At 60.2% G+C, this 24,141-nt stretch carries 23 protein-coding genes and 1 pseudogene; 14 read left to right on the top strand and 10 right to left on the bottom strand.

Annotated elements, in window-relative coordinates; translation table 11 throughout:
- Positions 1–204 precede the first annotated feature (204 nt).
- Together MMG91_RS05055 and MMG91_RS05050 are read right to left on the bottom strand one after the other, a co-directional pair.
- Positions 205–744: a hypothetical protein gene (locus MMG91_RS05055; RefSeq protein ID WP_310658935.1), complete on the bottom strand. Its 540-nt coding sequence runs from the start codon at positions 742–744 to the stop codon at positions 205–207.
- Positions 745–975: 231 nt separating this feature from the next.
- Complete coding sequence (locus tag MMG91_RS05050; protein WP_310658934.1) at positions 976–1,902, bottom strand: hypothetical protein; 927 nt, start codon at positions 1,900–1,902, stop codon at positions 976–978.
- Positions 1,903–2,174: 272 nt separating this feature from the next.
- On the opposite strand from MMG91_RS05050, the gene MMG91_RS05045 reads away from it, so the two are divergent.
- Both MMG91_RS05045 and MMG91_RS05040 read left to right on the top strand, forming a co-directional pair.
- Positions 2,175–2,858, top strand: a complete 684-nt coding sequence (locus MMG91_RS05045) for a response regulator transcription factor (protein ID WP_052966859.1) — start codon at positions 2,175–2,177, stop codon at positions 2,856–2,858.
- On the top strand, positions 2,836–4,230 hold the full coding sequence (locus tag MMG91_RS05040; RefSeq protein ID WP_310658933.1) for a HAMP domain-containing sensor histidine kinase: 1,395 nt from the start codon (positions 2,836–2,838) through the stop codon (positions 4,228–4,230). The genes MMG91_RS05045 and MMG91_RS05040 overlap by 23 nt, the downstream gene beginning before the upstream one ends.
- A 59-nt stretch (positions 4,231–4,289) precedes the next feature.
- Here the strand turns inward: MMG91_RS05040 and MMG91_RS05035 are convergent, their stop codons facing one another.
- Both MMG91_RS05035 and MMG91_RS05030 read right to left on the bottom strand, forming a co-directional pair.
- Positions 4,290–4,796, bottom strand: coding sequence for a DinB family protein (locus MMG91_RS05035; RefSeq protein WP_305445980.1), 507 nt, complete (start codon positions 4,794–4,796; stop codon positions 4,290–4,292).
- A 99-nt stretch (positions 4,797–4,895) separates the two neighbouring features.
- Positions 4,896–6,014: an NAD(P)/FAD-dependent oxidoreductase gene (locus tag MMG91_RS05030; RefSeq protein WP_310658932.1), complete on the bottom strand. Its 1,119-nt coding sequence runs from the start codon at positions 6,012–6,014 to the stop codon at positions 4,896–4,898.
- A gap of 305 nt (positions 6,015–6,319) precedes the next feature.
- Here MMG91_RS05030 and MMG91_RS05025 point away from each other — a divergent pair, with 305 nt between their 5' ends.
- Positions 6,320–6,616, top strand: a complete 297-nt coding sequence (locus tag MMG91_RS05025) for a DUF2388 domain-containing protein (RefSeq protein ID WP_305502340.1) — start codon at positions 6,320–6,322, stop codon at positions 6,614–6,616.
- 64 nt (positions 6,617–6,680) lie between these two features.
- Here the strand turns inward: MMG91_RS05025 and MMG91_RS05020 are convergent, their stop codons facing one another.
- The 3 genes from MMG91_RS05020 to MMG91_RS05010 form a co-directional block, all read right to left on the bottom strand.
- Entirely contained in the window at positions 6,681–7,613 is a 933-nt protein-coding gene (locus MMG91_RS05020) for a pyridoxal-phosphate dependent enzyme (protein WP_310658931.1), read from the bottom strand.
- Positions 7,614–7,760: 147 nt separating this feature from the next.
- The gene (locus MMG91_RS05015; RefSeq protein WP_310658930.1) at positions 7,761–8,429 is read right to left on the bottom strand and encodes an HAD-IA family hydrolase; all 669 of its coding nucleotides are present in this window, start codon (positions 8,427–8,429) and stop codon (positions 7,761–7,763) included.
- A gap of 60 nt (positions 8,430–8,489) precedes the next feature.
- Complete coding sequence (locus MMG91_RS05010) at positions 8,490–8,897, bottom strand: response regulator (RefSeq protein WP_305445989.1); 408 nt, start codon at positions 8,895–8,897, stop codon at positions 8,490–8,492.
- Positions 8,898–9,099: 202 nt separating this feature from the next.
- On the opposite strand from MMG91_RS05010, the gene MMG91_RS05005 reads away from it, so the two are divergent.
- Positions 9,100–10,071 carry a class I SAM-dependent methyltransferase gene (locus tag MMG91_RS05005; protein ID WP_310658929.1) on the top strand — a complete coding sequence of 324 codons (972 nt, stop codon included), beginning with the start codon at positions 9,100–9,102 and terminating at the stop codon, positions 10,069–10,071.
- A 185-nt stretch (positions 10,072–10,256) separates the two neighbouring features.
- Here the strand turns inward: MMG91_RS05005 and MMG91_RS05000 are convergent, their stop codons facing one another.
- Positions 10,257–10,910 (bottom strand): NAD(P)H-dependent oxidoreductase, encoded by a 654-nt coding sequence (locus tag MMG91_RS05000; protein WP_310658928.1) that lies wholly within the window; start codon positions 10,908–10,910, stop codon positions 10,257–10,259.
- 100 nt (positions 10,911–11,010) lie between these two features.
- Between MMG91_RS05000 and MMG91_RS04995 the strand changes: the two genes are divergently transcribed.
- The 10 genes from MMG91_RS04995 to MMG91_RS04950 all read left to right on the top strand — a co-directional run bounded on the left by MMG91_RS04995 (position 11,011) and on the right by MMG91_RS04950 (position 21,995).
- Positions 11,011–11,652: a TetR/AcrR family transcriptional regulator gene (locus MMG91_RS04995; protein ID WP_310658927.1), complete on the top strand. Its 642-nt coding sequence runs from the start codon at positions 11,011–11,013 to the stop codon at positions 11,650–11,652.
- Positions 11,653–11,753: 101 nt separating this feature from the next.
- Positions 11,754–13,511: an L-lactate permease gene (locus MMG91_RS04990; protein ID WP_310659077.1), complete on the top strand. Its 1,758-nt coding sequence runs from the start codon at positions 11,754–11,756 to the stop codon at positions 13,509–13,511.
- 226 nt (positions 13,512–13,737) lie between these two features.
- Positions 13,738–15,111 carry a glutamine synthetase family protein gene (locus MMG91_RS04985; RefSeq protein WP_310658926.1) on the top strand — a complete coding sequence of 458 codons (1,374 nt, stop codon included), beginning with the start codon at positions 13,738–13,740 and terminating at the stop codon, positions 15,109–15,111.
- Positions 15,112–15,118: 7 nt separating this feature from the next.
- On the top strand, positions 15,119–16,510 hold the full coding sequence (locus MMG91_RS04980; protein WP_310658925.1) for an aldehyde dehydrogenase family protein: 1,392 nt from the start codon (positions 15,119–15,121) through the stop codon (positions 16,508–16,510).
- 3 nt (positions 16,511–16,513) lie between these two features.
- Positions 16,514–17,674, top strand: coding sequence for an iron-containing alcohol dehydrogenase (locus tag MMG91_RS04975; protein WP_305445995.1), 1,161 nt, complete (start codon positions 16,514–16,516; stop codon positions 17,672–17,674).
- 50 nt (positions 17,675–17,724) lie between these two features.
- Complete coding sequence (yghX, locus tag MMG91_RS04970) at positions 17,725–18,612, top strand: YghX family hydrolase (protein ID WP_310658924.1); 888 nt, start codon at positions 17,725–17,727, stop codon at positions 18,610–18,612.
- Between the two features lie 246 nt (positions 18,613–18,858).
- Positions 18,859–19,047, top strand: coding sequence for a DUF1843 domain-containing protein (locus MMG91_RS04965; protein WP_305445996.1), 189 nt, complete (start codon positions 18,859–18,861; stop codon positions 19,045–19,047).
- A 41-nt stretch (positions 19,048–19,088) separates the two neighbouring features.
- Positions 19,089–19,733, top strand: coding sequence for a DUF1842 domain-containing protein (locus tag MMG91_RS04960; RefSeq protein ID WP_305445997.1), 645 nt, complete (start codon positions 19,089–19,091; stop codon positions 19,731–19,733).
- Positions 19,734–19,787: 54 nt separating this feature from the next.
- Complete coding sequence (locus MMG91_RS04955; protein ID WP_310658923.1) at positions 19,788–20,369, top strand: DUF1842 domain-containing protein; 582 nt, start codon at positions 19,788–19,790, stop codon at positions 20,367–20,369.
- Between the two features lie 168 nt (positions 20,370–20,537).
- A complete protein-coding gene (locus tag MMG91_RS04950; protein ID WP_305502354.1) occupies positions 20,538–21,995 on the top strand; it encodes a GDL motif peptide-associated radical SAM/SPASM maturase in 1,458 nt (485 codons plus the stop codon).
- 64 nt (positions 21,996–22,059) lie between these two features.
- Here the strand turns inward: MMG91_RS04950 and MMG91_RS04945 are convergent.
- Both MMG91_RS04945 and MMG91_RS04940 read right to left on the bottom strand, forming a co-directional pair.
- Positions 22,060–22,548: pseudogene (locus MMG91_RS04945) on the bottom strand (substrate binding domain-containing protein); the annotation flags it as partial.
- Between the two features lie 72 nt (positions 22,549–22,620).
- Positions 22,621–24,042: an MFS transporter gene (locus MMG91_RS04940; protein WP_310658922.1), complete on the bottom strand. Its 1,422-nt coding sequence runs from the start codon at positions 24,040–24,042 to the stop codon at positions 22,621–22,623.
- Between the last annotated feature and the right edge of the window lie 99 nt (positions 24,043–24,141).

The following is a 24,141-nucleotide window of genomic DNA, read 5'->3' as shown; positions in this document are numbered from 1 at the left end:
TCATCCTTGAAAAGTTCAAGTAAGGGTTGTTCAGCTCCATGCTGCACTTACACTTGCGGTGGCCCGATGAGATACAAAAACGAGGGGGCCTGCTCGAGCACTAGTCGATGTCGCAGCAAGGGCCTGGATTGTTCACGGTAAGGCATACCCCCGAACGAAATATTGATCCAGGCCAGTAAAAACTGCCGCACTCTTCACAGATCTTCAGCTGGAAAAAACGTAGTGCCCCTTGACCTTCTTCGAGCCCAGGAAGCCCAGATCCGGGAACAACAGCGTTTTGAGGTAAGCGACGAAAAACACCATGCCCAAGGTGATTGCGGCACCAATGAGCGTCAGCAACGGATCCTCCTCAAACCCCTGGAACATTCGCGGAAACTGGCTCAGGGACAGGATCACGTAGATGGTGTAGGCCTGCGCAACGTTCTTGTAAAAACCCCAAGCGAACAGCAGCGGCACCCCTGCGGCAAACAGGGTGAAAAACACGGTGGCACCTGGCCCGATCATCGAGCCGAGGAAGAACCCGAAGACTGCACCGAGCAACGCCTGGACAATGATCAGAAAAAGTAAGGTCTTGATCTTGCCGGAGTGACGCTGACACAGCGCAGGGTCCGCATAGGCACCGATCCAGTACGCCAGCACCCGATCCTTGACCTCCCCACCAGACAGCGTCTTGAAAATTTCGGTCTTCGAGCGCCCGCTTTCGAGCATCGCCACCAGTTGCCGTTTGCTTTCCTTTTTGTCCAAGGTATTTCTCCTGTCAGGCAACACAACATTAAAAGTGGGAGCGGATGTGCTCCCGCTGGGGCGATTCTCGCTGCTTGGGCATCCGAAAAGCAAAACGCCGCTTCTACCTGAGATAGAAGCGGCGCAGGCAAGTGCCTCAAAGAGTCACGTCAGCAAGGCAATCAGAATGATGATCGGGATCGGTATGCCGAGAAAGAACAGCAATAAAGAGCGCATGATGGTTCTCCTGGGTTAGCGAACAGGTGGCAGCGTCGTGGTTGTGGTGGTGGTGACGTAGGCATCGGTTTCCAGGTACTCCACGGCATCCCGACGACGACCGCCGAAAATCGCGGCGAGGCTGGCAAAAAATGCACCGGCCAGCAGCGCAACAAACATCCACAACGCGGTCAAGGCTGCGACTTTGGCCGCCTGTTCCGCAGCCATTTTGGCGTCTGTCACGGCTTTTTGGGTGCGGGCATAGACTTCATCGACACGACGCTCGGCGTCCGCTTGGGTGAGGTTGGTCCGCTGGGCGATCAGTTGCGCCAGATAGGCTCGATCCTCGACCGCCAGTTGGCCGTCATTGCTCAGGCTGCGCGCGAAGATGCGGGTGACGATGCCGTAGGCGGCGTCATCGCTGACAGCGACCGGGCGATCATCGCGGAACAAACTGTCGATAAAGTAGCCGTACGGATCACTGTCGGCATCGCTGACAGCCTGGGTCATGGCGCTGGCAGCACCGCCGGCGACCGTGGCCCCGGCCTGCACGCCGCCGCTGACGATGTTGCTGACCGAGCCGACCACCAGGGTCGCGGTCACCAGCGTCGCGATACACCAGGCCAGGAAACCATGGGCCGTGTCACGGAAGTAGACCTCATCGCCGTGCATGTAGGCCCACCTCACCCTCAGGCGACCGGCGATGTAGCCGCCAAGCCCGGACGCCACGAGCTGGGTAAAGGCCAGCCAGATAATCGTCGAGATACCCAGGCTCTTGGCGCTGACGCCTTCATGGGCCCAGGGCGAAACCACCGAAAAACCCAGGCCAAAACCAAGCAGTACGAGAATCAGCGACAACGCCGCAGCCGCCGCGGCCCCGGCGAAGATAGCGGCCCAGGACACGCCCGAGAGCGTGCTGAACTCATCTGCGACAGGATAAAAACCATCAGAGGATCTGTTCATTGTTGTAGTGCTCCAGGCAGGTGTTACAACTCGTCAAACGAGCAATTGCAGTCAACGTGCCAGTCGCGCCCCTTGGATAAATCGTTCTATTTCAATGCGTTGAAAACAATGAACTTCTCAGGATCATGCAGTTTGCAAGGAGTCAGTAATATCGGCGGGTTTTATGCATTGATCAAAACGAATGCCAGCATGAAATTTTATTTAGAAAACCATCGATCATTTCTTGGCAAAATGCCGTGCAACGTCTTGAACACCTAACCAGGCAAGCCCTTATGACCCGCATCTTGACCATCGAAGACGACGCTGTGACCGCCCGGGAAATCGTCGCCGAACTGAGTAGCCACGGCCTCGACGTGGATTGGGTCGACAATGGCCGTGAAGGCCTGGAGCGTGCGGTCAGCGGCGACTACGACCTGATCACCCTCGACCGCATGCTGCCGGAGCTCGACGGTCTGGCGATTGTCACCACCCTGCGCACCATGGGCGTGGCCACGCCGATCCTGATGATCAGCGCCCTCTCCGATGTCGATGAACGGGTTCGCGGCTTGCGCGCCGGCGGCGACGATTACCTGACCAAACCGTTCGCCACCGATGAAATGGCCGCCCGGGTCGAAGTCTTGCTGCGCCGGCAGAACACCGTGACCGCCCAGGCCACCACGTTGCGCGTGGCCGATCTGGAGCTGAACCTGATCAGCCACGAGGCCAGCCGCGACAGCCAGTTGCTGACGCTACTGCCCACCGAGTACAAGTTGCTGGAATTTCTGATGCGCAACACCGGGCAGATTCTGTCGCGGATGATGATTTTCGAAGAGGTCTGGGGTTATCACTTCGACCCCGGCACCAACCTGATCGACGTGCACATCGGCCGTCTGCGCAAAAAGATCGACCCGCCAGGCAAAGTCCCACTGATTCGGACGGTGCGAGGCTCGGGTTATGTCATTGCTGAACCCCTCTAAAGGCTGGCGCTCCTCCAGCAGCCGCTTGCTGGCGCTCTACAGTTCGCTGTTCGTGGCCTGGAGCGGAATTCTCATGGGCGTCATGTACTACGAGGTGTCCAGCTACCTGGACACCCTGGCCAAGCATTCGTTGATGCAACGTCAGCATCTGTTTTCCCGCTTTCAGGGCGAGCAATTGGAGGACGCCCTCGCCGCCAGTGTGACCTTCGACATTCGCGGCATCGATGCCTATGGCCTGTTCGATGACCAGCAGCACTACCTCAGCGGCCCCTTGCGCCAGATCCCTCAAGGCCTGCCGCTGGACGGCAAGATTCACATCCTCAGCGACTGCGTCGACGCCGACGACCCGACCCTGCCCACCGACAGCTGCGATGCCGTGGCGACATGGACCCTGGATGGGCGCTGGCTGGTGCTGGTGCGGGACAACGGTTCGTTATTTGCTGTGACCCGGATCATCCTGCACGCGCTGCTGTGGGGCGTGTCGCTGACCATTCTGCCCGGCATCGCCGGCTGGCACTTATTGAGACGACGGCCGCTACGGCGGATCCGGGCGATCCAGGCCAGCGCCGAAGCCATCGTTGCCGGCGACTTGACCCGACGCCTGCCGCTGTCCAACCGCCGTGATGAGCTGGACATGCTCGCCGCCATCGTCAACGCCATGCTCGAACGCATCGAGCGCTTGATGAACGAGGTCAAGGGCGTGTGTGACAACATCGCCCATGACCTGCGTACACCGCTGACGCGCCTGCGGGCGCAGCTGTACCGGATTCAGCAGCAGGCCGATGACGGTTCGACGCTGGCTGTGCAACTGGATTCGGTGCTCGGCGAGGCCGACACCTTGATGGCGCGTTTTCGTGGCTTGCTGCGAATTTCCGAGCTGGAGGATCGCCAGCGCCGTTCGGGTTTTGTGCAACTGGACCCGGTGCCGTTGCTGCAAGAGCTGCATGACTTTTATCTGCCGCTGGCCGAAGAAGGCGAACTGACCTTTGAACTGCAACTGCCCGAGTCCCTGCCCCGGCTCAACGGCGACCGGGCGCTGTTGTTCGAAGCCGTGGCGAATTTGCTGAGCAACTCGATCAAATTCACGCCGCCGGGTGGCAAGGTGATTTTGCGTGGGGTGAATGACGCTGGGCATACACGAATCGAAGTACTCGACTCAGGCCCCGGGATTGCGCTGGCCGAACGTGAGGCGGTGTTTCAGCGTTTCTATCGCGCCGAGGGCGGTAACCCGCAAAGCGGTTTCGGGCTGGGGTTGTCGATCGTCGCGGCGATTATCAGCCTGCATGGGTTTACGCTGGAAGTAGGCAGCAGCGAACTGGGTGGTGCGCTGTTGGTACTCGATTGCCGGCAGAATTTGATTCCTCAGGCCTGACACCTTCTCCATCACAAAGAAGCTCCCACATTAGATTTGCTTGGGCCGGGAAACTCGATTCAGTACCCCGGAACCTCGCGCAGAAACACTGGCAGATCAGTGATCGGCGGCAAGGCCGGAATCTCGACGTACATCTGGACCACCCAGCCTCGGTGATAACTGGCGTGGTTGACCACGTGCAACAGCATCGCGCCGGCGCTCATGACCCCGCTTTCCTCCGAGACGGAGGTGAATTCGATGGGTTTATCCAGCGAATCGTCGGTCTGGGCCGAGGCCCATCCACAGAACCATTGATCGATCTCCTGTTGCGCCATTCGCAGCTCGGGGAGTTCGGTATGGAGCAGGTCATGGGAGGTTTTGAAGTCGTGCCCTCGGCCCTCCAGGTGGGCTTGCCAGATGCAGTCCACCACGTAGATGTGGTTCAAGGTGCCGATGATGTTGTTGAACACCGACACCCGTTTGCGGTTGAGCTCTTCCGGTGGCAGCGCCATGAGGCTGTCGAAGAGTCGCTGATCGGCCCAGCGCCTGTAATCGGCGAGCATGCGGGCAGTGCGTACGTTGATCATCTGAGGTCTCCCATGAAGATGGGCGCATTGCCAAGAATAGTCCTCGCGGCTGGCAGCATCGTAAACGCTGATCATCGGTCACACCGTATGCGCCAGCTGCTACAAGGAATGCGGAGCGGCTAGTATTTGCACCACCCGGTCGGCCAGCGCCAGGCAACTGGTCAGCCCCGGCGATTCTATGCCGAACAGATTGACCAACCCCGGCACGCCATGCACATCCGGACCGCTGATGACGAAGTCGGCGGCCGGCTCGCTCGGTCCGCTGATCTTCGGGCGAATGCCGCTGTAGGCCGGTTGCAGGCTGTCATCGGGCAACGCCGGCCAGTAGCGCCGGATCGCCTGATAGAAACTGTCGCTACGGCGGGGATCGACACGGTAATCGACTTGCTCGACCCATTCGACATCCGGCCCGAAACGCGCCTGACCACCCAGGTCCAGGGTCATGTGCACACCCAGCCCGGCGCTTTCCGGTGCCGGGTAAACCAAATGCCGGAACGGCGCCCGGCCACTGAAACTGAAGTAACTGCCCTTGCACAGCCAGGCCTTGGGAACGTGCTGCGCTGGCAAGCCTTCGATCCGGCTCGCCACTTCAGGCGCGGACAATCCCGCGCAGTTGATCAATTGACGACAGCTCAACGTCATCGGCTGAGCCCCACCTATCTGCAGCTCGAAACCGTGCCCGGTGCATCGGGCTGATTCCAATGGCGTGTGAAAGGCTATCGAAGTACCGCACGCTTCGGCGTCTGCCTGAAGCGCCAGCATCAGGGCATGGGAATCGATAATACCGGTGGACGGCGACCAGAGCGCGGCAATACAGGACAGCGCCGGTTCAAGCGCCCGCGCCTGCCCGGCATCCAGCCATTGCAAGTCATCAACGCCGTTACGCCGGCCCTGCTCCAGCAATGCCTGCAAGGCATGGCGCTGGTGGTCATCAGTGGCCACGATCAGCTTGCCGAGACGCTGGTAATCGACGCCGCGCTCATCGCAGAAGGCATACAGCCGTTGCCTGCCCTCCACGCACAATTGCGCCTTGAGACTGCCGTTCGGGTAATAGATGCCGGCGTGGATCACTTCCGAGTTGCGCGAGCTGATGCCCACGCCAATCCCCTCGCCCGCCTCGACCAGAATCACTTCTCGCCCGGTCCGCGCCAGGGCCCTGGCCACCGCCAGCCCGACCACACCGGCCCCGACCACCACGCATTCAATATCGACGCTCACCTGCCCTCCACGCATTCAAGCCAGCCCTGGCTGCCGATAATCGACCACGCTGGAGATTATCGCCAGCATGACCACCAAGATCCCATCACGGGTTACATAGGGTTCCATCCAACGGTCATCAAAACGATAACTAACTGTCAATTAGCTGAACCACTACATACTTCAAGGGAGGGAGAGTGGGCCGGGAAACAAGGCGCCGAAGAACTGCTCGCCTGTGCATATATCGAATCGGCAGGGAACTCCTGAGCACCGTCAGGCATCCTAAATTATGTGTTACTTCCTTTACGCTTTCGGAGGACGCCGTCATGCGCCGTCTGTTGCTCATATCTTCACTAGTGCTTTGTTTGCCCGCTGCTTCGGCCATGGCCGATGTAGATGCAAAAGATGTCGCCACCTCGGCCGGGGTCTCCGCATCGCTGTACTCGACGTTCAAGGATGACAAAATCATGATTCCCGCACGGGATGACGCCTCTAGCTTCGTGGCGAGTGGCGGTACGATTCGCGGCGTTTACCTGGAGTCGGTGTTGCAGGAAATTCGCCAAAATCATCCCGACCTCAAGGCAAGCGACGAGGACCTGGCCAAAGCGATCCTCGCTCAATAAGCTCCCGTCGCTGAAACCTGTAAAGGTCAGTCGTGGGCCCGCAACACCGGATAGTGTTCGGGCCCTAGGTTGCTTGCGCCCCAGCGGACAGGCGCGCCCAGCCGGCGACCAATTGCGCGCTGATGCTGACACCGCCGCACACCACAATCACCACGTCATGGGCCTCGGCAATCGCCGGATGGTCAAGGTACGCCACCGCCAATGAAACGCCGCACGCCGGTTCGACCAATTGGCGCAAGTCATTGGCGTAACGGACCACGCCCATGATCGCCTCATCATCGCTGAGCACCACACATTCGTGCGCAAAGTCGAGGATGTGCTGCACCGGCCAGGCTGCCACCTGCGCCGCGCCAAGTGAGGTGGCGACGGTATCGATGCGCGGCAACCTCACCGGGTGGCCGGCACTCACGGCGGCTGCGAAAGACGCTGCGCCCCGGGTTTCGCAAGCAACGATTCGACAATCCATGCGCTGATGACGGATCAGTCCAGTGAGCAGGCCCGCCAGCAAACCTCCGCCGCCCACCGACGTCACCAACACATCGACCTGAGGACAGTCCTCGAGGATTTCATCGACCATCGTGCTGTGCCCTTCCCACAACACCGGATGATCGAAGGCTGGCACGTATTCGGTGTCCGCGCCCTGCGCGAGTTCTTTGGCTCGTTGATTGGCTTCGTCCCAGACCTTGCCGTGGACGATCACCTCGGCCCCGGTTTTCCTGATCCTGGCGCGGGTGCTTTCCGGGGTGGTATTCGGCACCACGATGCAGGCTTTCAACCCAAGGGCGGCGGCAGCCACGGCGGTGGCCAAACCGGCATTACCGCCGGAAGGACAGATGACTTTGCGCTTGCCCTGCTCCGCTGCCTGGCTGCACAAAAGGCCCATGCCGCGCAGTTTGAACGAGCCGCTGGGTTGCAGGTTTTCCAGCTTGAGCCAGATTCGCCGGGCCGGGGTCGACAGGCCCGGGTGCAGAATCAGGGGCGTTCGGATGTGAAGCATCGTGTGCTCCTTGTGACGCTCCCGGCTCGGCGAGATGTTCAACGAGCAGGGAGTGAATAGATAGCATCATCCTTATCCAAGCTTAGTTCACCCAGCCCCCGGGCTATCGTTCTGACGATAACGCGCTCCCACATTAGCCCTCCCACATTAGAGTCTGTACAGGCTGATTTGGCTGTGAGGATTCACTCGCGCCCCGACCAAGTCATAACCGGTCAGGGTGGCGTGAGGGGTCTGAAGCGGATGAACATGGGTCGCAGTGATGACCATGACGTGACCACCCGCCGCTTCACCTGCGCGAATCCCCACGGCGGCGTCTTCGAAGATCAGGCAATCGGTGGGCTCGACCCCTAACCGACGAGCGGCCAGTCGATAGCCCGCAGGGTCGGGTTTGCCGGCACTGACGTCTTCGGCGGTGACCATTACGCCAGGTTCGGGAATGCCTGCCGCCGCCATTCGGCGCAGGGCCAGCGCCCGTGGTGCGGAGGTGACGATGGCCCATTGATTGGCGGGCAGCGACTTGAGGAAACTCACCGCGCCAGCCACCTCGACAATCCCTTCCACATCCTCGATTTCCGCCTCGGTGATCCACGCGGCTTCAGCTTCAGCGTCCACCCCCGGTAAGGCCAGACGGTTGATGGTGTCGATAGCGCGAACGCCGTGGATGGTCGGCAGGAAGGTCTCGACATCGACCCCGTGGCGCAGGGCCCAGATGGTCCAGATCCGCTCGGCGGCAGCGATGGAATTGAGGACAGTTCCGTCCATATCGAACAGGAAGGCGCGGTACGGCGTGTTAAACACGGATGCTTGAACGGACAAAGGGCGATTTCCAGAACCAGGCGAATGTTGTCAGGCAATGTACATCAGCCGCGGCAGTTCCTACACGGTACGGTTCGGCTTCAAGGCGCTTTGCACGCAATCGAGCAACTGTCCCACCGCCCAAGGCTTCTTGATGAACGCAACCCGATGCTTGACCCCGGAGCTTTTCGGGGTTTCGAAGCCGGACATGATCATGATCGGTTTGTCCGGCCAACGGTCGCCGAACTGATTGGCCAGGTCCGCGCCATTGAGTTTGCCCGGCATGGTGATGTCCGTCAGCAACAGTCCTACCTCCGGCGCGTGCTGCTCCAGAAACTGCGACGCGGCGTCCGCGCTGATCTGGGGTTCAACCGTAAAGCCTTCCTCCTGAAGAATTTCGCACAGAAACTCCAGGATCAACGGGTCGTCCTCAACCACAAGAATCAAACCGTCAGACAAGTGCCCGTCCGCCGTCGATACTGGACCCATGACTGTGCCACTCCCTGATTACGTAAATGATTTGCGCGGGCTCAAATCCGCCACCTACAGGTATGAGCAGCGGACTTCGCGGAAATTCATTTTTGATACACCTGACGTGAACATTCTCCGTCCAGGCTGACAAATACGACCGTTTGTCAGCGCATAATTGTGGTTAAAATGCCGCCCCCTTATGCATGGCCGACTTTGCCCGATGAACCCAGATGCCCTCTCCGTCCTCCACGACCATTTGCTGACTGCGCTTGCGGCTGCGCCCGCAGAAACCCGTCGGCTGTTCCACGGCCGTGGCCGCTGCTGGCCGGGGCTGGAGCAATTGACTGTCGACTGGCTGCAGGGCGTGGTGCTGGTCTCGCTGTTCAAGGAGCCAGACCCTGCGCAACTGGAGGATTTGAAGCGGTTGCTGATGGAGATCACGCAGTCGCCGGAGTGGAAACAATCCGGCGCGCATACCTTGCTGCTGCAACATCGCTATCTGCTGCAAAGCACCACCGAATGGCTGCTCGGGGAGCCGATCGACGAGATGACGATCACCGAGGGCGGCCTGCATTATCGCGTGGACCTGGGCCGTAAACAGAACACCGGCCTGTTCCTCGACATGCGCTACGGCCGCGATTGGGTGCGGGCCAATGCTCAGGGCAAACGCGTGTTGAATCTGTTCGCCTACACCTGCGGCTTCTCGGTAGCTGCCATTGAGGGGGGCGCTGCGCATGTGGTCAATCTGGACATGGCTCGCTCGGCCCTGAGCCGTGGCCGCGACAATCATCGGCTCAATGGGCATGATCTGAGCAAGGTGAGTTTTCTCGGCCATGACCTGTTCAAGTCATGGGGCAAGGTCATCAACAATGGTCCTTACGATCTGGTGATCATCGACCCGCCGTCCTTTCAGAAAGGCAGTTTTCTGCTGACCAAGGATTATCAGCGCGTGCTGCGCCGCCTGCCCGAATTACTCAGCCCTGAGGGCACGGTACTGGCCTGCATGAACGATCCGGCCTTCGGTGCGGACTTCCTCATCGATGGCGTCACCCGCGAAGCGCCGAGCCTGCGGTTTGAGCAACGGTTGGAAAATCCGCCGGAGTTTCCCGATGCCGATGTTGAGTGCGGGTTGAAGGCGTTGGTGTTCAGACAGGATCAAGATCAGGCAGGTAGGCCGGGGGGATTAGACTAATGGTACTTGAGTGCCAGTCCCCGGCTTCTTAGGATGGTGATACGTAGCGGTTGGAGGTTTAAAGCCGTTGCGTAGGTGGTGAGTGAACTGAACCCCAATAAGCTCACCACTTGTTTCATGCGCATCTTGAGCCTCTGGCTCTACTTCCTCCCCATCAAAGAGCTTCGAGGCTCTTTTTTTGTCTTTCAAAAAGCATCGGCGCTGACCGGTCGGCAATGGTGAATATCCTGGGCCGCGTCGCTGCGCCTGGATGCACCGAAAAGATCACGACCAATCACCCGCGCAGCCTCCAGATGAACCGTCGGCGCCTGGATTTCCGAGTCGAGCAGCAGCTCGGACGTCACAACGCAGGCACCGCAATAATCGAAGATCCCATGGTCGATCTGCGTCTTCATGGCGTCGGCATAACCATGGCGTGCATAGGTTCCCGCGTCGGCGCCGCCGACACCCACAAGGTGAACCCGCAGGTGGCGAAGCTTCTTCTCCAACTTGGCATCCGCGCTGAAATCGAACGCCCATCCATTGGCGAACACACGATCGATCCAGCCTTTGAGCAGCGCCGGCATCGACCACCAATAAACCGGATAAACCAGCACCAGCGCATCGGCGCGATCGATCCTCGCCTGCTCGGCGGCGACATCGGCGGGGGGTGGGGCTTCCCGATGATGGACGGCGAGATCGGCCGCGCCGAACCTCGGATCGAACCCTTGCGCCCAGAGGTCCGCGATTTCGAAAGAGTTGTCGGAATCAGCCGCGGATACACCTTCGGCGATCTGCCTCGCGAGGCTATGGGTGAGCGACCGGGGGTCATGGTGAGCCACAACGATGAGTGCGTGCATGTCGAAAACTCCTGCTACGGAATGAGTGATTGAGGGCTAGAGATGCGCCCTATATACTCTTGGTAAGTTACGATCAGTAAGCTACTTTTGGTACATAAGCATGTCAAGCACCGAAATAACTGAGCAGGATTCCAGCCCGCTACCGCGTCGCCGGATGTCACGGGAAGAGCGCCAGCGCCAGTTGCTGGATGTCGCCTGGCAGCTGGTTCGAGAGGAAGGCACGGAAGCCTTGACCCTGGGCCGGCTCGCCGAACAGGCGGGGGTTACCAAACCGGTGGTTTACGACCATTTCACCACCCGCCCCGGGTTGCTGGCGGCGCTTTATCAGGAGTTCGACGCACGTCAGACCGCACTCATGGACACCGCGCTTCGAACCAGTGAACCGACGCTGGACAGCAAGGCGATGGTCATCGCCTCATCTTATGTTGATTGCGTCCTTCTTCAGGGCCGCGAGATACCCGGCGTGATCGCCGCATTGACCAGCTCGCCCGAGCTGGAAAAGATCAAGCGCGAGTACGAAGCGATCTTCATGGACAAGTGCCGCAACGCCCTGCTCCCCTTCGCCGGAACGGGCGAAATCGCACAAGCGAGTCTTCGGGCGATGCTCGGTGCAGCCGAGGCGCTGTCCCATGCCGCCGCGACCGGAGAGATCACGCCAGTGCAGGCACGGGACGAACTTTCCGCAACGATCGTGGCGATGGTCGAAAGGAGCGCACGCACTGGCGGCAGCCTCGAAACCTGAACGGCTGGCCCCGCCAGGACAGCAGCGTAATGCCACCTATACTACAAGCCACCTTCCCCCATGGGGGCCTGCGCTACAACAATAAAAAGCAGAGGTGGAGCATGGTCTGGCAGCAAATCTACGACCCTTTCGATAACCCGCTGCTATCAACCATCATGGCGGCGGTGCCGGTGGTGGTGATGCTGGTCTCCCTGGCGTTTTTCCACATCAAGGCGCATTTGGCGGCGTTGTTGGCCCTGAGCTCGGCCTTGCTGATTTCGATCTTCGCCTTCGGCATGCCGGCGAACATGGCGGGCTCGGCCGCGCTTTACGGTGCCGCCAACGGTCTGTTGCCGATCGGCTGGATCGTGCTCAACATCATTTTCCTGCACCGGCTGACGACCGAGAACGGTTCGTTCAAAGTGCTGCAGGATTCCCTGGCGCGCATCACCGACGATCGACGACTGCAACTGCTGCTGATTGCCTTCTGCTTCGGTGCCTTCTTCGAAGGGGCCGCGGGTTTCGGCACCCCCGTGGCGGTGACCGGGGCCATTCTGATCGGGCTGGGCTTTTCGCCCCTGGCCGCGTCTGGCCTGGCGTTGATCGCCAATACCGCGCCCGTGGCATTTGGCGCCTTGGGCACGCCCATCATCACCCTGGCCAAAGTGACCGGGCTGGATGAAATGGAGCTGTCGATGATGGTCGGCCGGCAGCTACCGTTTTTCTCGGTGATCGTGCCCTTCTGGCTGATCTGGGCCTTCGCCGGCTGGCGCAAGATGCTGGAAATCTGGCCGGCGATTCTGATCGCCGGGGTCAGCTTCGCCATACCGCAATTCCTCGTGTCCAACTACCACGGGCCGATGCTGGTCGACGTGATCGCGGCGCTGATTTCCATGGCCTGCCTGACCGGTTTCCTCAAGGTCTGGAAGCCGGCCACTGTGCATACCTCCGCCGCGTTGTCAGGCCGGGCCGACAACTCCAGGGTGGATGTTGACCCGGACGAGAAACCCAGCGCGACCTTTGCCAGCGATGCCAAACCCGCCGTGATGCGCGCGTGGATGCCGTGGATCATCCTCACAGTCTTCGTCTTCGCCTGGGGCACCCAGAGCTTCAAAAACCTGTTCGATACCCGCCCGGCGATAGATCCGCAAACCAGCTCGGCCAAGCTCGATCCTCAGGGCAAGCCGATGCGCGAAGCGAACCCGATCTTTGCCCCGACCTTGACCTTCACCACCATTCACCAACAGATCGAAAAGGTCCCGCCCGTCGTACCCGTGGCTAAAACCGAGGACGCGGTCTACAAGTTCAACTGGTTCACCAGCACCGGCAGCGGCATCTTGCTGGCGGCGATCCTCGGCGGGCTGCTGATGGGTTATTCCATCCCGCAGCTGCTGCACCATTATCTGCGAACACTGTGGGTGGTGCGTTATTCGCTGATCACCATTGTGGCCATGCTTGCCCTGGGCTTCCTGACCCGCTACTCGGGCCTGGACGCCACGATGGGTCTGGCCTTCGCCGCAACGGGCATTTTCTACCCCATGTTCGGCACGCTGCTCGGCTGGCTCGGCGTTGCCCTGACCGGCTCGGACACAGCCTCCAACGTGCTGTTCGGCGGCTTGCAACGGGTAACGGCCGAGCAATTGGGCTTGAGCCCGGTGTTGATGGCCGCGGCCAACAGTTCCGGCGGGGTCATGGGCAAGATGGTCGACGCCCAGTCGATCGTGGTCGCGTCCACCGCCACCCGCTGGTATGGCCATGAAGGTGAAATCCTGCGCTACGTGTTTTTCCACTCCGTGGTGCTGGCGATTCTTGTCGGCGGGCTGGTGACGTTGCAGGCGTATGTGGCACCGTTCAGCCATATGGTGGTGGGCGGGAATTAACCGAGGCGACCGCTGTTAGCCATGGCCCGGGTTCGCAGCCCCGGCCATGGTTCAGGCCAGATAACCACCGTTCACATCAGGCCGAAACTTGCGCATAACAACAGTAGGCTAAGCTTTCAGCAGCTCATTGCTCACGATGCTCGATTCTGCAGGGTTTGGTTTTTCTGGAGAGCGTCTGCAACAGCTATTTCAGACAGGCCCAAACCTTTCACGCAGGATTGACGTGATGACCGAGCCCCTCCTCAGTTTTGATGCACTCAAGCGCGCCGCTGCTTCCGGCGAGATCGATACCGTGTTGGTCTGCATGGTCGACATGCAAGGACGACTGGTCGGCAAGCGATTCCAGGTCGAATTTTTCATCGACAGCGGCCACGAAGAAACCCACTGCTGCAATTACCTGCTGGCTGATGACATCGACATGGAACCGGTGCCGGGTTACGCCGCGGCCAGCTGGAGCAAAGGTTATGGCGATTTTGTGCTGAAACCCGACATGGCCACCTTGCGTCGCGTGCCCTGGCTTGAGTGCACGGCGCTGGTGCTCTGCGACGTGCTCGATCATCACCACAGAAGGGACCTGCCGCACAGCCCGCGGGCGATCCTGAAAAAGCAGATCGAGCGCCTGCGCGAACGCGGCTATACCGGCATGTTCGCCTCGGAGCTGGAGTTTTATCTGTTCGACGAGAGTTATGAGGCGATCCACAAGCGCAACTACCACAAGCCGAAAACCGCCGGCCATTACATCGAGGATTACAACATCCTGCAGACCACTCGCGAGGAGCCGGTGCTGCGGGCGATTCGCAAACACCTGCAGGCCTCGGGTATTCCAGTGGAAAACTCCAAGGGTGAATGGGGGCCGGGCCAGGAAGAGATCAACATCCGTTATGCCGATGCCCTGACCATGGCTGACCATCACGTGATCATCAAACACGCCTGCAAAGAGATCGCGCAACTGCAGGGCAAAGCGATCACGTTCATGGCCAAGTGGCGCTATGACGCTGCCGGTTCCAGCAGCCATGTGCACAATTCGTTGTGGGACAAAAATGCCAAGAAGCCGCTGTTCTTTGATCCCAAAGCCGAGTTCGGCATGTCGAAACTAATGCGCTCCTGGGTGGCCGGGCAGCTCAAATACGCCAATGACATCACCTGTTTTCTCGCGCCCTACATCAATTCGTACAAGCGCTTTCAGGCCGGCACCTTCGCGCCGACGCGGGCCGTATGGAGTCGGGACAATCGCACCGCAGGTTTTCGTTTGTGCGCGGAAGGCAGCAAGGCCATCCGCATCGAATGCCGTATCGGCGGTGCCGACCTCAACCCCTATCTGGCCTTCGCCGCCTTGATCGCTGCCGGGCTGGCCGGTATCGACGAGAAACTCAACCTGGCGCCGCCCTTCGAGGGCGATGCCTACGTCGACGAGCACTTGCCTGAAGTGTCGAAAACCCTGCGCGAGGCCTGCGCCGCGCTCAAGGCGTCGAGCATGTTGCGCGAGGCGTTCGGTGATGAAGTGATCGACCACTACGTGCACACCGCCGAGTGGGAACAAAAAGAGTACGACCGGCGCATCACCGACTGGGAACTGCAGCGCGGCTTCGAGCGCTATTGAGCACACCATGACTGAGCTCGTTCAACTCATCTCCCCGGTCGATGGCCGGGTCTACGCCGAACGCCGCCGTGCCGATGCGGCGCAGATCGAGCAAGCCCTGATCGCCGCCGAAACCGCCCAGGCGCAATGGAAACGCCGACCACTGAGCGAACGCGCCGCGTTGTGCAGCGCTGCCGTGGATGCGATGTTGGCGATGAAGGACGAGATCGTGCCGGAACTGGCCTGGCAGATGGGTCGCCCGGTACGCTTCGGTGCCGGCGAGCTGCGCGGATTCGAAGAGCGTGCCCGGCACATGATCGCCATTGCACCTGAAGCGTTGGCAGCGGTGGAGCCCGCGCCTGTCGATGGCTTTCGGCGGTACATCAAACGCGAGTCGCTGGGTACGGTGCTGGTCGTCGCACCGTGGAATTACCCCTACCTGACGGCGGTGAATACGATCATCCCGGCGCTGATGGCCGGCAACAGCGTGATCCTCAAACACGCCACGCAAACGCTGCTGGTCGGCGAGCGTTTCGCCGAAGCCTTTCGCCGCGCCAATCTGCCCGAAGGCCTGTTCCACAACTTGCTGCTCGATCATAAACAGACCGCCACGATCATCGCTTCAGGACGCGTGCAGCAGGTGAACTTCACCGGTTCAGTCGACGCCGGCAAGGCCATGGAAGCTGCCGCCATGGGCCGCTTCCTAGGCGTGGGCCTGGAGCTCGGCGGCAAAGACCCCGCCTACGTCCGGGCAGGCGCCAACCTTGAACATGCGGTGGAAAACCTGGTGGACGGCAGTTTCTTCAACTCGGGGCAAAGCTGCTGCGCCGTCGAGCGTATCTATGTCGACGAAAAAATTTACCCGGCCTTTGTCGAGCGCTTCGTCGCCTTGACCCGCCAATACGTGCTGGGCAACCCTTTGGATCAAGCCACCACCCTCGGCCCGCTGATCACCCCAAGCGCCGCTCAATTCGTTCGCGGGCAGATCGCCGATGCGCTGGCACAAGGGGCCAGGGCGTTGATCGATCCAAAGACTTTTCCCGCCGACGCACCGGGCAGCGCCTACCTCGCGCCGCAGGTATTGGTGGACGTCACCCACCAAATGTCGGTGATGCGCGAAGAAAGCTTTGGCCCCGTGGTCGGCATCATGCCGGTGGCCAGCGACGACGAAGCCATCGCCTTGATGAACGACAGCGAGTTCGGGCTCAGCGCTTCTATCTGGACCCAAGACCTCGCCGCCGCCGAACGCATCGGCAACGAGATCGCCACCGGCACCGTGTTCATGAACCGCTGCGATTATCTGGACCCGGCCCTGGCCTGGACCGGGGTGAAAAACAGCGGGCGCGGCGTCACGCTGTCGCGCCTTGGCTATGAACACCTGACCCGGGCGAAATCCTTCCATCTGCGCCACGAGATCTGAGCCATGAGCCTGACCGCGAACTGGAACTACCCCACGAGCATCCGCTTTGGCGTCGGCCGCATCGCCGAGCTGGCCGAAGTCTGCCGCAGCCAAGGGATCCAGCGACCGTTGCTGGTCACCGACAGTGGCCTGGCGCGTGCCCCGATCACCACGGCAGCGGTGGAATCCTTGCGCTCTGCCGGCCTCGGTGTCGCGCTGTTTTGCGACCTCAAGCCCAATCCGATTGAAGCCAATCTGGCGGGTGGGCTCGATGCCTGGCGCGCCGGCAAACACGATGGCGTAGTCGCCTTCGGCGGTGGCAGCGGCCTGGACATGGGCAAGCTCATCGCGTTCATGAGCGGCCAGACCCGACCGGTTTGGGATTTTGAAGACATCGGTGACTACTGGACACGCGCCGACGAAAGCCGCATCGCCCCGGTCATTGCAGTGCCGACCACCGCGGGCACCGGTTCCGAAGTCGGCCGTGCGGCGGTGATCATCGACGAACGTACGCACACCAAACGCATCATTTTCCATCCGAAAATGATGCCACGGGTGGTCATCAGCGATCCGGCCCTCACCATCGGCATGCCGGCAAAAGTCACTGCCGGCACTGGCATGGACGCGTTTGCCCACTGTCTGGAATCGTACTGCGCTCCCGGCTTTCATCCGATGGCCGAAGGCATTGCGGTGGAAGGCATGCGCCTGGTGGCCAATGCGCTGGTACGCGCCGTACACACCCCCTCCGACCTCGACGCGCGCGCGCAAATGCTGGCAGCTGCCGCGATGGGCGCCACCGCTTTCCAGAAAGGCTTGGGTGGCATGCACGCACTCGCGCATCCGGTGGGCGCCCTGTACGACACCCACCATGGCATGACCAACGCCACTTTCATGCCCTATGTGTTGAAGTTCAATCGCCCGGCCATCGAGGAACGCATCACCCGTCTGGCGGCTTATTTGCGACTGCCCTCCCCGGGCTTCGACAGCTTTCTGGCCTTCGTCCTCAAGCTGCGCAAAGACATCGGCGTGCCCCATACGCTGTTTGAACTGGGGGTTGATGACAAGCAGGCCGATCTGATCGCGGACATGGCGATTGTCGACCCCTGCGCCGGCGGCAACCCGTTGCCGTTGACACGAACTGGCGCGGCAGAAATTTTCGACGCGGCGTTCCACGGCCGGCTCTAGCGCAATTGTGAAGTAGCGCAAACCGAACTCGACCAACAGGAAGCACGCAGATGGACCGTCTCACGGCGAAAGATTTTGCCCCTGAACTGCTCGAACTCTACGACTACTACGCCCACGGCAAAATCAACCGGCGAGAGTTTCTTGATCGTGCGGCGCTGTTCACCCTGGGCGGCTTGACGGCCACAGCCCTCCTCGCCGCCCTGAGCCCGGATTATGCGCTGGCCGAGCAGGTGCAATTTACCGACCCGGACATCATCGCCGAGTACATCTCCTATCCCTCGCCCAAGGGTCACGGGCAGGTTCGTGGTTATTGGGTGCGCCCTGCGAAAGCCACCGGCAAGGTGCCGGCGGTGGTGGTCGCGCATGAAAACCGTGGGCTCAACCCTTACATCGAGGATGTCGCTCGGCGCCTTGCCAAAGCGGGGTTCATCGCACTCGCCCCTGACGGCCTGACATCGGTGGGCGGCTATCCCGGCAACGATGACAAAGGCCGGGAATTGCAGCAGACCGTCGACCCGGAAAAACTCATGAATGATTTTTTCGCCGCCATTGAGTGGCTGATGAAACACGACGCCACCAGCGGGAAAGTCGGCATCACCGGCTTCTGTTATGGCGGTGGAGTCGCCAATGCCGCGGCCGTGGCCTATCCGGAATTAGGGGCCGCCGTGCCCTTTTATGGCCGTCAGCCAAAGGCTGAAGATGTCCCCAGAATCAAAGCCCCGCTGCTGCTCCACTATGGCGAACTGGATACGCGCATCAATGAAGGATGGCCCGCCTATGAACAGGCGTTGAAAGCGGCCGGCAAGACCTATGAAGCCTATATCTACCCCGGCGTTAACCACGGTTTCCATAACGATTCCACGCCTCGATACGATGATGCCGCCGCCAGGCTTGCCTGGGACCGAACACTGGCCTGGTTTCGGCGCTACTTGTCTTAGCGACACTGTTTTAATCAAGTGCGAACAATGGCGATAAGGAACTTAAGGCTTATGAAGAAGCAACTGAACAGGCCTTCCTTCATCGCCAATCTTAATATTGAACATACCGTCTACTAACCCATCGCGATTAATAAAATAATATTAAAAATTACTCTTCCGTTGGCCATTGCATATTTATCCGCGCCTGCTTAACTGCAAAAACTGCTGATGACAGCAGTGCCCGTAAACACCACGGAAGGAATCGTTATGAGCAGTTCAACTCGCCATAGCATGCCCCCCTATGGGGTGGCCATCCAAAGCGCGATCAAGGCAGGCGACCTGCCGCAAATGAAGGCGCTATTGAAACAACGCGATGCATCCACACCAGAAAACACAGAGCTAAGTAACGCTTACGAGCAGCTGGCCAAGGAAGTCGCACGCCTGGAAAAGCACTAACAGCTATTTCCGCTCCCCTTATTGCAATGGAGGCAATAACCATGTCTGGTTCTAATCAGCAACCTGTCGGTTTGTTCCCGCTCGGCTACCGAATTGGTACTTCGATGCCGGGTGCACAAAGTCTGGCACTCAATCTTCTGGTCTTTACCCCTGATGAAACTGTAAACGGCACCGCTGCAATCACTCAGGCGACCAACCCGCCGCTGGATGTGCATTCCGATGTCTGGGGCGAGTACACCTACCTGACAGTCATGTCACCCGGCATCAGCAAAATCCTGATCACCGCCCAAGGCAATCACGGCGGCTCAGGCTCGAACTCCATCGTGAATTTCAAGATTCAACTGGTGGTGGGCACTGACTGGAAGGAAGGCGTCGCCAACTATTCGTACCTGAATGGTCAGCAGTGGGTCGAGGTCAACAATGCTCCCGCCCATCTCATTGAGGCGGTGCCGTCCCACGTCTCCCCGCTGCCGTTGGAGCCAGGCCCGGTGATTCCGCCGGAGTCATCGTATCCACCGATCATGCCGCTGTACGCCGCACCGATTCAAAGTGCAATGGCCAGCGGCGACCTGGCCCAGATGAAAAACCTGTCGCGCCTGGCCCAGCAGCAACTGGATCAGCAACCCCAACTGCAGACGGCGCTTGAAACGGCCAAGGAAGAAATCAGCCGGCAGGAGCGCCGCTGACTCGACTACGAAATATGCCCGACTTGTCTTGAATACAAATAAGGGAGTAGCACCATGTCAATCGGACTTTTTCATACCCGCCTCAATGTCAGTAATCACCTGCTGGGCGCCCCGGTTTTAACCCTCGATCTGCTAGTGGATACCGCCAAGAAAAAAGTCAGCGGGATTGCGAGTATTTTCCAAAGCACCTACCCACCGCTCAACTTCCGTGCACGTGTATGGGGTGAGTACTCAGAAGCCAAGCTGGTGCCGACGGCGGAGAACCACATCATCCTCACCCTGGCGGGCAGCCCGAGCGGCCCTCTCAGCCAGATCGCCCAGACCTTCGGTTTGAAGGGCATTTTAGGCGGCGATTGGGCGAGCGGTTATGCCGACTACAAGTATCAGGAACAGGGCCACTGGCATTACGTAAAACACGCAGCGGTCAGCCAGGCTCCCGTTATTGTGCGCCCAGAGCATCCGCACCATGCGGTGCCGCTCTACGCCGTCGCGGTACAGCAAGCGCAAGCCAGCGGTGACCTGGCGCAACTGAAGGCCGTGATAAGCCAGGGTGAACAGCAACTGGCCCACAGCGGCGCGCTGCGCAACGCACTGGACCAGTTGAACGTTGAAATCGCTCGGCTGGAGGCTCGCTAAGCCCAGGGTGTAAACGCAATCCTTGTGGGAGCGGGCTTGCCCGCTCCCACAGGTTCCGCGCCCATTGACCAACAACAAAAGGTAAATCCGCTCGCGCCATTTGCCCAAGGAAGGCGCGAACACTTCGATGGATTCGTGCCGCGCACGCGTCGTGCGCAAGGATTTTCCATGTCAGACAGTCGCCCTGCCCGCTACCTCAGTGAAACCGACCTCAAACGCTACGTGCCGGTGCATGTGGTCTGGGAAATCACCCTGGCCTGCGATCTCAAATGCCTGCATTGCGGCTCACGCGCCGGCCATCGACGCCCCGACGAATTGAACACCCGGGAATGCCTGGACGTCATCGATTCCCTCGCGGCGCTCGGTACCCGCGAGGTCACCCTGATCGGCGGTGAAGCCTATTTACGCAAGGACTGGACGCAACTGATCCAGGCCATCCACGATCACGGCATGTACTGCGCCATACAAACCGGCGGACGCAACCTGACGCCGGCGAAAATGCAGGCAGCGGTGGATGCCGGGCTCAATGGCGTCGGCGTTTCACTGGATGGACTGGCCCCGCTGCATGACGCGGTGCGCAATGTTCCGGGCTCGTTCGACAAAGCGGTAGACACCTTGCGACGGGCCAAACAGTCCGGGCTTGCGGTGAGCGTCAACACCCAAATCGGCGCAGCCACGTTGCCCGATCTGCCCGAGCTGATGGACCTGATCATCAACCTCGGCGCCACTCACTGGCAGATCCAGCTAACGGTCGCCATGGGCAATGCCGTCGATCACCCGGAGCTGTTATTGCAGCCGTATCAACTGCTGGAAGTAATGCCGTTGCTGGCGCGTCTGTATCGCGAAGGTGTCGACCGCGGCCTGCTGATGAACGTGGGCAACAACATTGGTTACTACGGTCCTTATGAACACATGTGGCGTGGCTTCGGTGACGAGCGCGTGCACTGGAGCGGCTGCGCCGCCGGCCAGACCGTGCTGGCGCTGGAAGCCGACGGCACCGTCAAGGGTTGCCCGTCATTGGCAACGGTGGGATTTTCGGGCGGCAACGTACGCACCATGAGCCTGCACGACATCTGGCATTACAGCGAAGGCATGCACTTTGGCCGCCTGCGTGGTGTCGACGACCTGTGGGGTTACTGCCGAAGCTGTTACTACAACGACGTCTGCCGTGGCGGCTGCACCTGGACGTCGCACTCCCTGCTTGGCAAACCCGGCAACAACCCTTACTGCCATTACCGCGCGCTGGACCTGCAAAAGCGCGGGCTGCGCGAGCGCATCGTCAAACTCGAAGACGCGGCAAAGACCTCCTTCGCCGTCGGACGTTTTGACCTGATCACCGAACGCATCGATACCGGCGAGAAGGTCAACAGCGTCAGCGACAGTGGCCAGGTGATCAAACTGGCCTGGGCGAATCAGGGCCAGAAATCACCGGATGAAGGACGTATTCCACCGCAACTGGCGCTGTGTCGGGGCTGCTTGCAATACATCCATGCGCACGAAGTGACCTGCCCTCACTGTGCCGCCGATGTCGCCGCCGCAGAAGCCGTGCATCAGACAGATCGTGCCCGGCAACAAGCGATTATCAATACCCTGACCGGCCTGTTGGGGATGCCGCAAATACCTTGATGTGACTTTTATCATGCACATAAAAAACGCCCTGTAAGGAGTCAGGCTTGCCGGCGAAGGCGTCCTAAAGAGCGCCTTCGCCGGCAAGTCGGATCGCCGCACCGCTGGCTCCTACGAAAAGCCAAGGCGGCCTTTGCGCAAATCTGGCCTCCAGCCACTCCTTGAAAGCCATGAGCGTTGCCGGTGTGAACGCGGCGGATGCTCGCACCAGATAAATCCCGCCCTGGGCATCCAGATCCCACTCCGGCAGAACGCGCACCATCTGGCCGTTGGCGATTTCCCGGCTCATCAGCCACTCACCGGCGCCCAAAATACCGACGCCGGCCTTGGCTGCGGCGAGCAACGCTTCGCCGTCGTTCGAGGTCAAGGTTCCCCGGGTGATGACCTTCTCCTGCCGATCACCCTTCGACAAGCGCCATTCAGGAAACGCCGCAAGGCCGGTAAAGCCCAGGCAGTTGTGCTCGGTCAGTTCTTTCGGGCTGGCCGGTAAGCCGTGCTGTGCTATGTAACTTGGTGAAGCGCAGAGAATGCGGCGATGATCGCTGAGCTTCCTTCACTTCAGCGCAGCCCATCTGCGCAATGTACGGGAAGTATCGGCACTCGATCTAAAGTGAACAATACAGCTTCATTGCAGTTCATTACTGCACACGGTGCAGCAGTGTGAAACGCGCAGCGTCAGCGCGACAACAAGGGCCAGAACGATCAAGACTACAGCGACGGCAAACGTTATCCGCATCCCGTTTGCGATGGCGGCCGGAGATGCCGTGGTGATGTTTGCCGTCGCCGATGCAAAGGCGAACACCGCGCCCATGACCGAGGCCCCGGTGATCAGGCCGAGATTGCGCGACAGGCTGAGCATGCCGGCAATCACGCCGCGCTGGTCCGGGTGGATGTCGGTCATGATCGCAGTGTTGTTGGCCGCCTGAAATAACGCGTAGCTGGCCGTGATCACCGCGATGGGCGCCAGGTAACCGAGGATGCCAAGACCCGCCGGCATCATCGATAAAGCACCTGTGCCGAGCGCCATTGCGACGAGCCCGACAAGGGTCATGCGCCGAGTGCCAAAACGGTCCACCAGGCGACCGGCCGGCATACCGGTCAGCGCCGCCACCAACGGGCCGACCGACAAGGCAAGGCCGACAAGCGCCGTACCCAGGCCAAGCGCCCCCGAAAGATAAAACGGCCCGACCACCAGCGTCGCCATCATCACCGTCGAAACGAGCGTGCTCATGGCCAGGCTCGCGCTCAGGCCCGGCTCACGGAACAGCGCCAATTTAATCAATGGCGATGCAACTCTGGCCTCCACAACTATGAAAAACCCGGCGCCGAAAACAGCCGTCAGCAGCAGCGCGATATTGAGCAAACCAAAATCACCGTGCCCGATCGTCATGGCCAGCGCATACGCCCCGAGCGTCACCCCCAGCAGCAACGTACCTGCCTTGTCGAACCCCACCCACCGCGCTTTCGCCCGCCGTGCATCCGCCGGCAAATAGCGATACGCGAGCCAGATATTCAGAATACCCAGCGGTACGTTGAGCAGAAAAATCGCCTGCCAGCCAATGCCCGCGATCAACATCCCACCGAGCGACGGCCCCAGCGTGGTGCCTATCGCCGACATCGTTCCGAGCAATCCCATGGCGCTGCCGGTCTGCGCTTTCGGCACCGTCTCGCCGACAAATGCCACGGTCAGCGCCAGCATGATCGCCGCCCCGAGCCCCTGCACTGCTCGGGCGCCGACCAGCGACCCAAGCGACGGCGCCACACCACAAGCAAGCGATGACAGGGTAAAAATGCCGATGCCCGTCAGCAGCAAACGCCGACGACCGACGATGTCGCCCAGCCTTCCGACGCTGACTATCAGCGTGGTGATCGCCAGCAGATACGCCAGAACGATCCACTGCACTTGCTGAAAGGACGCATCGAATACCTCGGCCAGTGTCGGCAAACCCGCGTTGGCAATGCTGGTGTCGAGTGAGGGCATCAACATCGACAGCGAAAGACTGGCGAGCGCCCAGCGGACCGAGCCTGATTGAGTGATGAGTTTCATGGTTTGGCCACATCTGAAAGGTAGATCAGCAGCGTATGCCCGCGCGTGATATGGCGGAAGACGCACCACTTGCACTTGATAGATGCGTTTGACGCCATG

The organism is Pseudomonas sp. JL3 (assembly GCF_031570575.1).
In the GTDB taxonomy this organism is placed as follows: domain Bacteria; phylum Pseudomonadota; class Gammaproteobacteria; order Pseudomonadales; family Pseudomonadaceae; genus Aquipseudomonas; species Aquipseudomonas cucumis.
The sequence above is the reverse complement of the archived record's forward strand: the minus strand, read 5'-3'. Positions and strand labels throughout refer to the sequence as shown.

What these genes read in the sequence shown, in the direction of transcription:
- MMG91_RS05050 (WP_310658934.1), bottom strand. Translation starts at nt 1,902, where the DNA reads ATGAACAGATCCTCTGATGGTTTTTATCCTGTCGCAGATGAGTTCAGC.
- MMG91_RS05045 (WP_052966859.1), top strand. Translation starts at nt 2,175, where the DNA reads ATGACCCGCATCTTGACCATCGAAGACGACGCTGTGACCGCCCGGGAA.
- MMG91_RS05040 (WP_310658933.1), top strand. Translation starts at nt 2,836, where the DNA reads ATGTCATTGCTGAACCCCTCTAAAGGCTGGCGCTCCTCCAGCAGCCGC.
- MMG91_RS05035 (WP_305445980.1), bottom strand. Translation starts at nt 4,796, where the DNA reads ATGATCAACGTACGCACTGCCCGCATGCTCGCCGATTACAGGCGCTGG.
- MMG91_RS05025 (WP_305502340.1), top strand. Translation starts at nt 6,320, where the DNA reads ATGCGCCGTCTGTTGCTCATATCTTCACTAGTGCTTTGTTTGCCCGCT.
- MMG91_RS05020 (WP_310658931.1), bottom strand. Translation starts at nt 7,613, where the DNA reads ATGCTTCACATCCGAACGCCCCTGATTCTGCACCCGGGCCTGTCGACC.
- MMG91_RS05010 (WP_305445989.1), bottom strand. Translation starts at nt 8,897, where the DNA reads ATGGGTCCAGTATCGACGGCGGACGGGCACTTGTCTGACGGTTTGATT.
- MMG91_RS05005 (WP_310658929.1), top strand. Translation starts at nt 9,100, where the DNA reads ATGAACCCAGATGCCCTCTCCGTCCTCCACGACCATTTGCTGACTGCG.
- MMG91_RS05000 (WP_310658928.1), bottom strand. Translation starts at nt 10,910, where the DNA reads ATGCACGCACTCATCGTTGTGGCTCACCATGACCCCCGGTCGCTCACC.
- MMG91_RS04995 (WP_310658927.1), top strand. Translation starts at nt 11,011, where the DNA reads ATGTCAAGCACCGAAATAACTGAGCAGGATTCCAGCCCGCTACCGCGT.
- MMG91_RS04990 (WP_310659077.1), top strand. Translation starts at nt 11,754, where the DNA reads ATGGTCTGGCAGCAAATCTACGACCCTTTCGATAACCCGCTGCTATCA.
- MMG91_RS04985 (WP_310658926.1), top strand. Translation starts at nt 13,738, where the DNA reads ATGACCGAGCCCCTCCTCAGTTTTGATGCACTCAAGCGCGCCGCTGCT.
- MMG91_RS04980 (WP_310658925.1), top strand. Translation starts at nt 15,119, where the DNA reads ATGACTGAGCTCGTTCAACTCATCTCCCCGGTCGATGGCCGGGTCTAC.
- MMG91_RS04975 (WP_305445995.1), top strand. Translation starts at nt 16,514, where the DNA reads ATGAGCCTGACCGCGAACTGGAACTACCCCACGAGCATCCGCTTTGGC.
- yghX (WP_310658924.1), top strand. Translation starts at nt 17,725, where the DNA reads ATGGACCGTCTCACGGCGAAAGATTTTGCCCCTGAACTGCTCGAACTC.
- MMG91_RS04965 (WP_305445996.1), top strand. Translation starts at nt 18,859, where the DNA reads ATGAGCAGTTCAACTCGCCATAGCATGCCCCCCTATGGGGTGGCCATC.
- MMG91_RS04960 (WP_305445997.1), top strand. Translation starts at nt 19,089, where the DNA reads ATGTCTGGTTCTAATCAGCAACCTGTCGGTTTGTTCCCGCTCGGCTAC.
- MMG91_RS04955 (WP_310658923.1), top strand. Translation starts at nt 19,788, where the DNA reads ATGTCAATCGGACTTTTTCATACCCGCCTCAATGTCAGTAATCACCTG.
- MMG91_RS04950 (WP_305502354.1), top strand. Translation starts at nt 20,538, where the DNA reads ATGTCAGACAGTCGCCCTGCCCGCTACCTCAGTGAAACCGACCTCAAA.
- MMG91_RS04940 (WP_310658922.1), bottom strand. Translation starts at nt 24,042, where the DNA reads ATGAAACTCATCACTCAATCAGGCTCGGTCCGCTGGGCGCTCGCCAGT.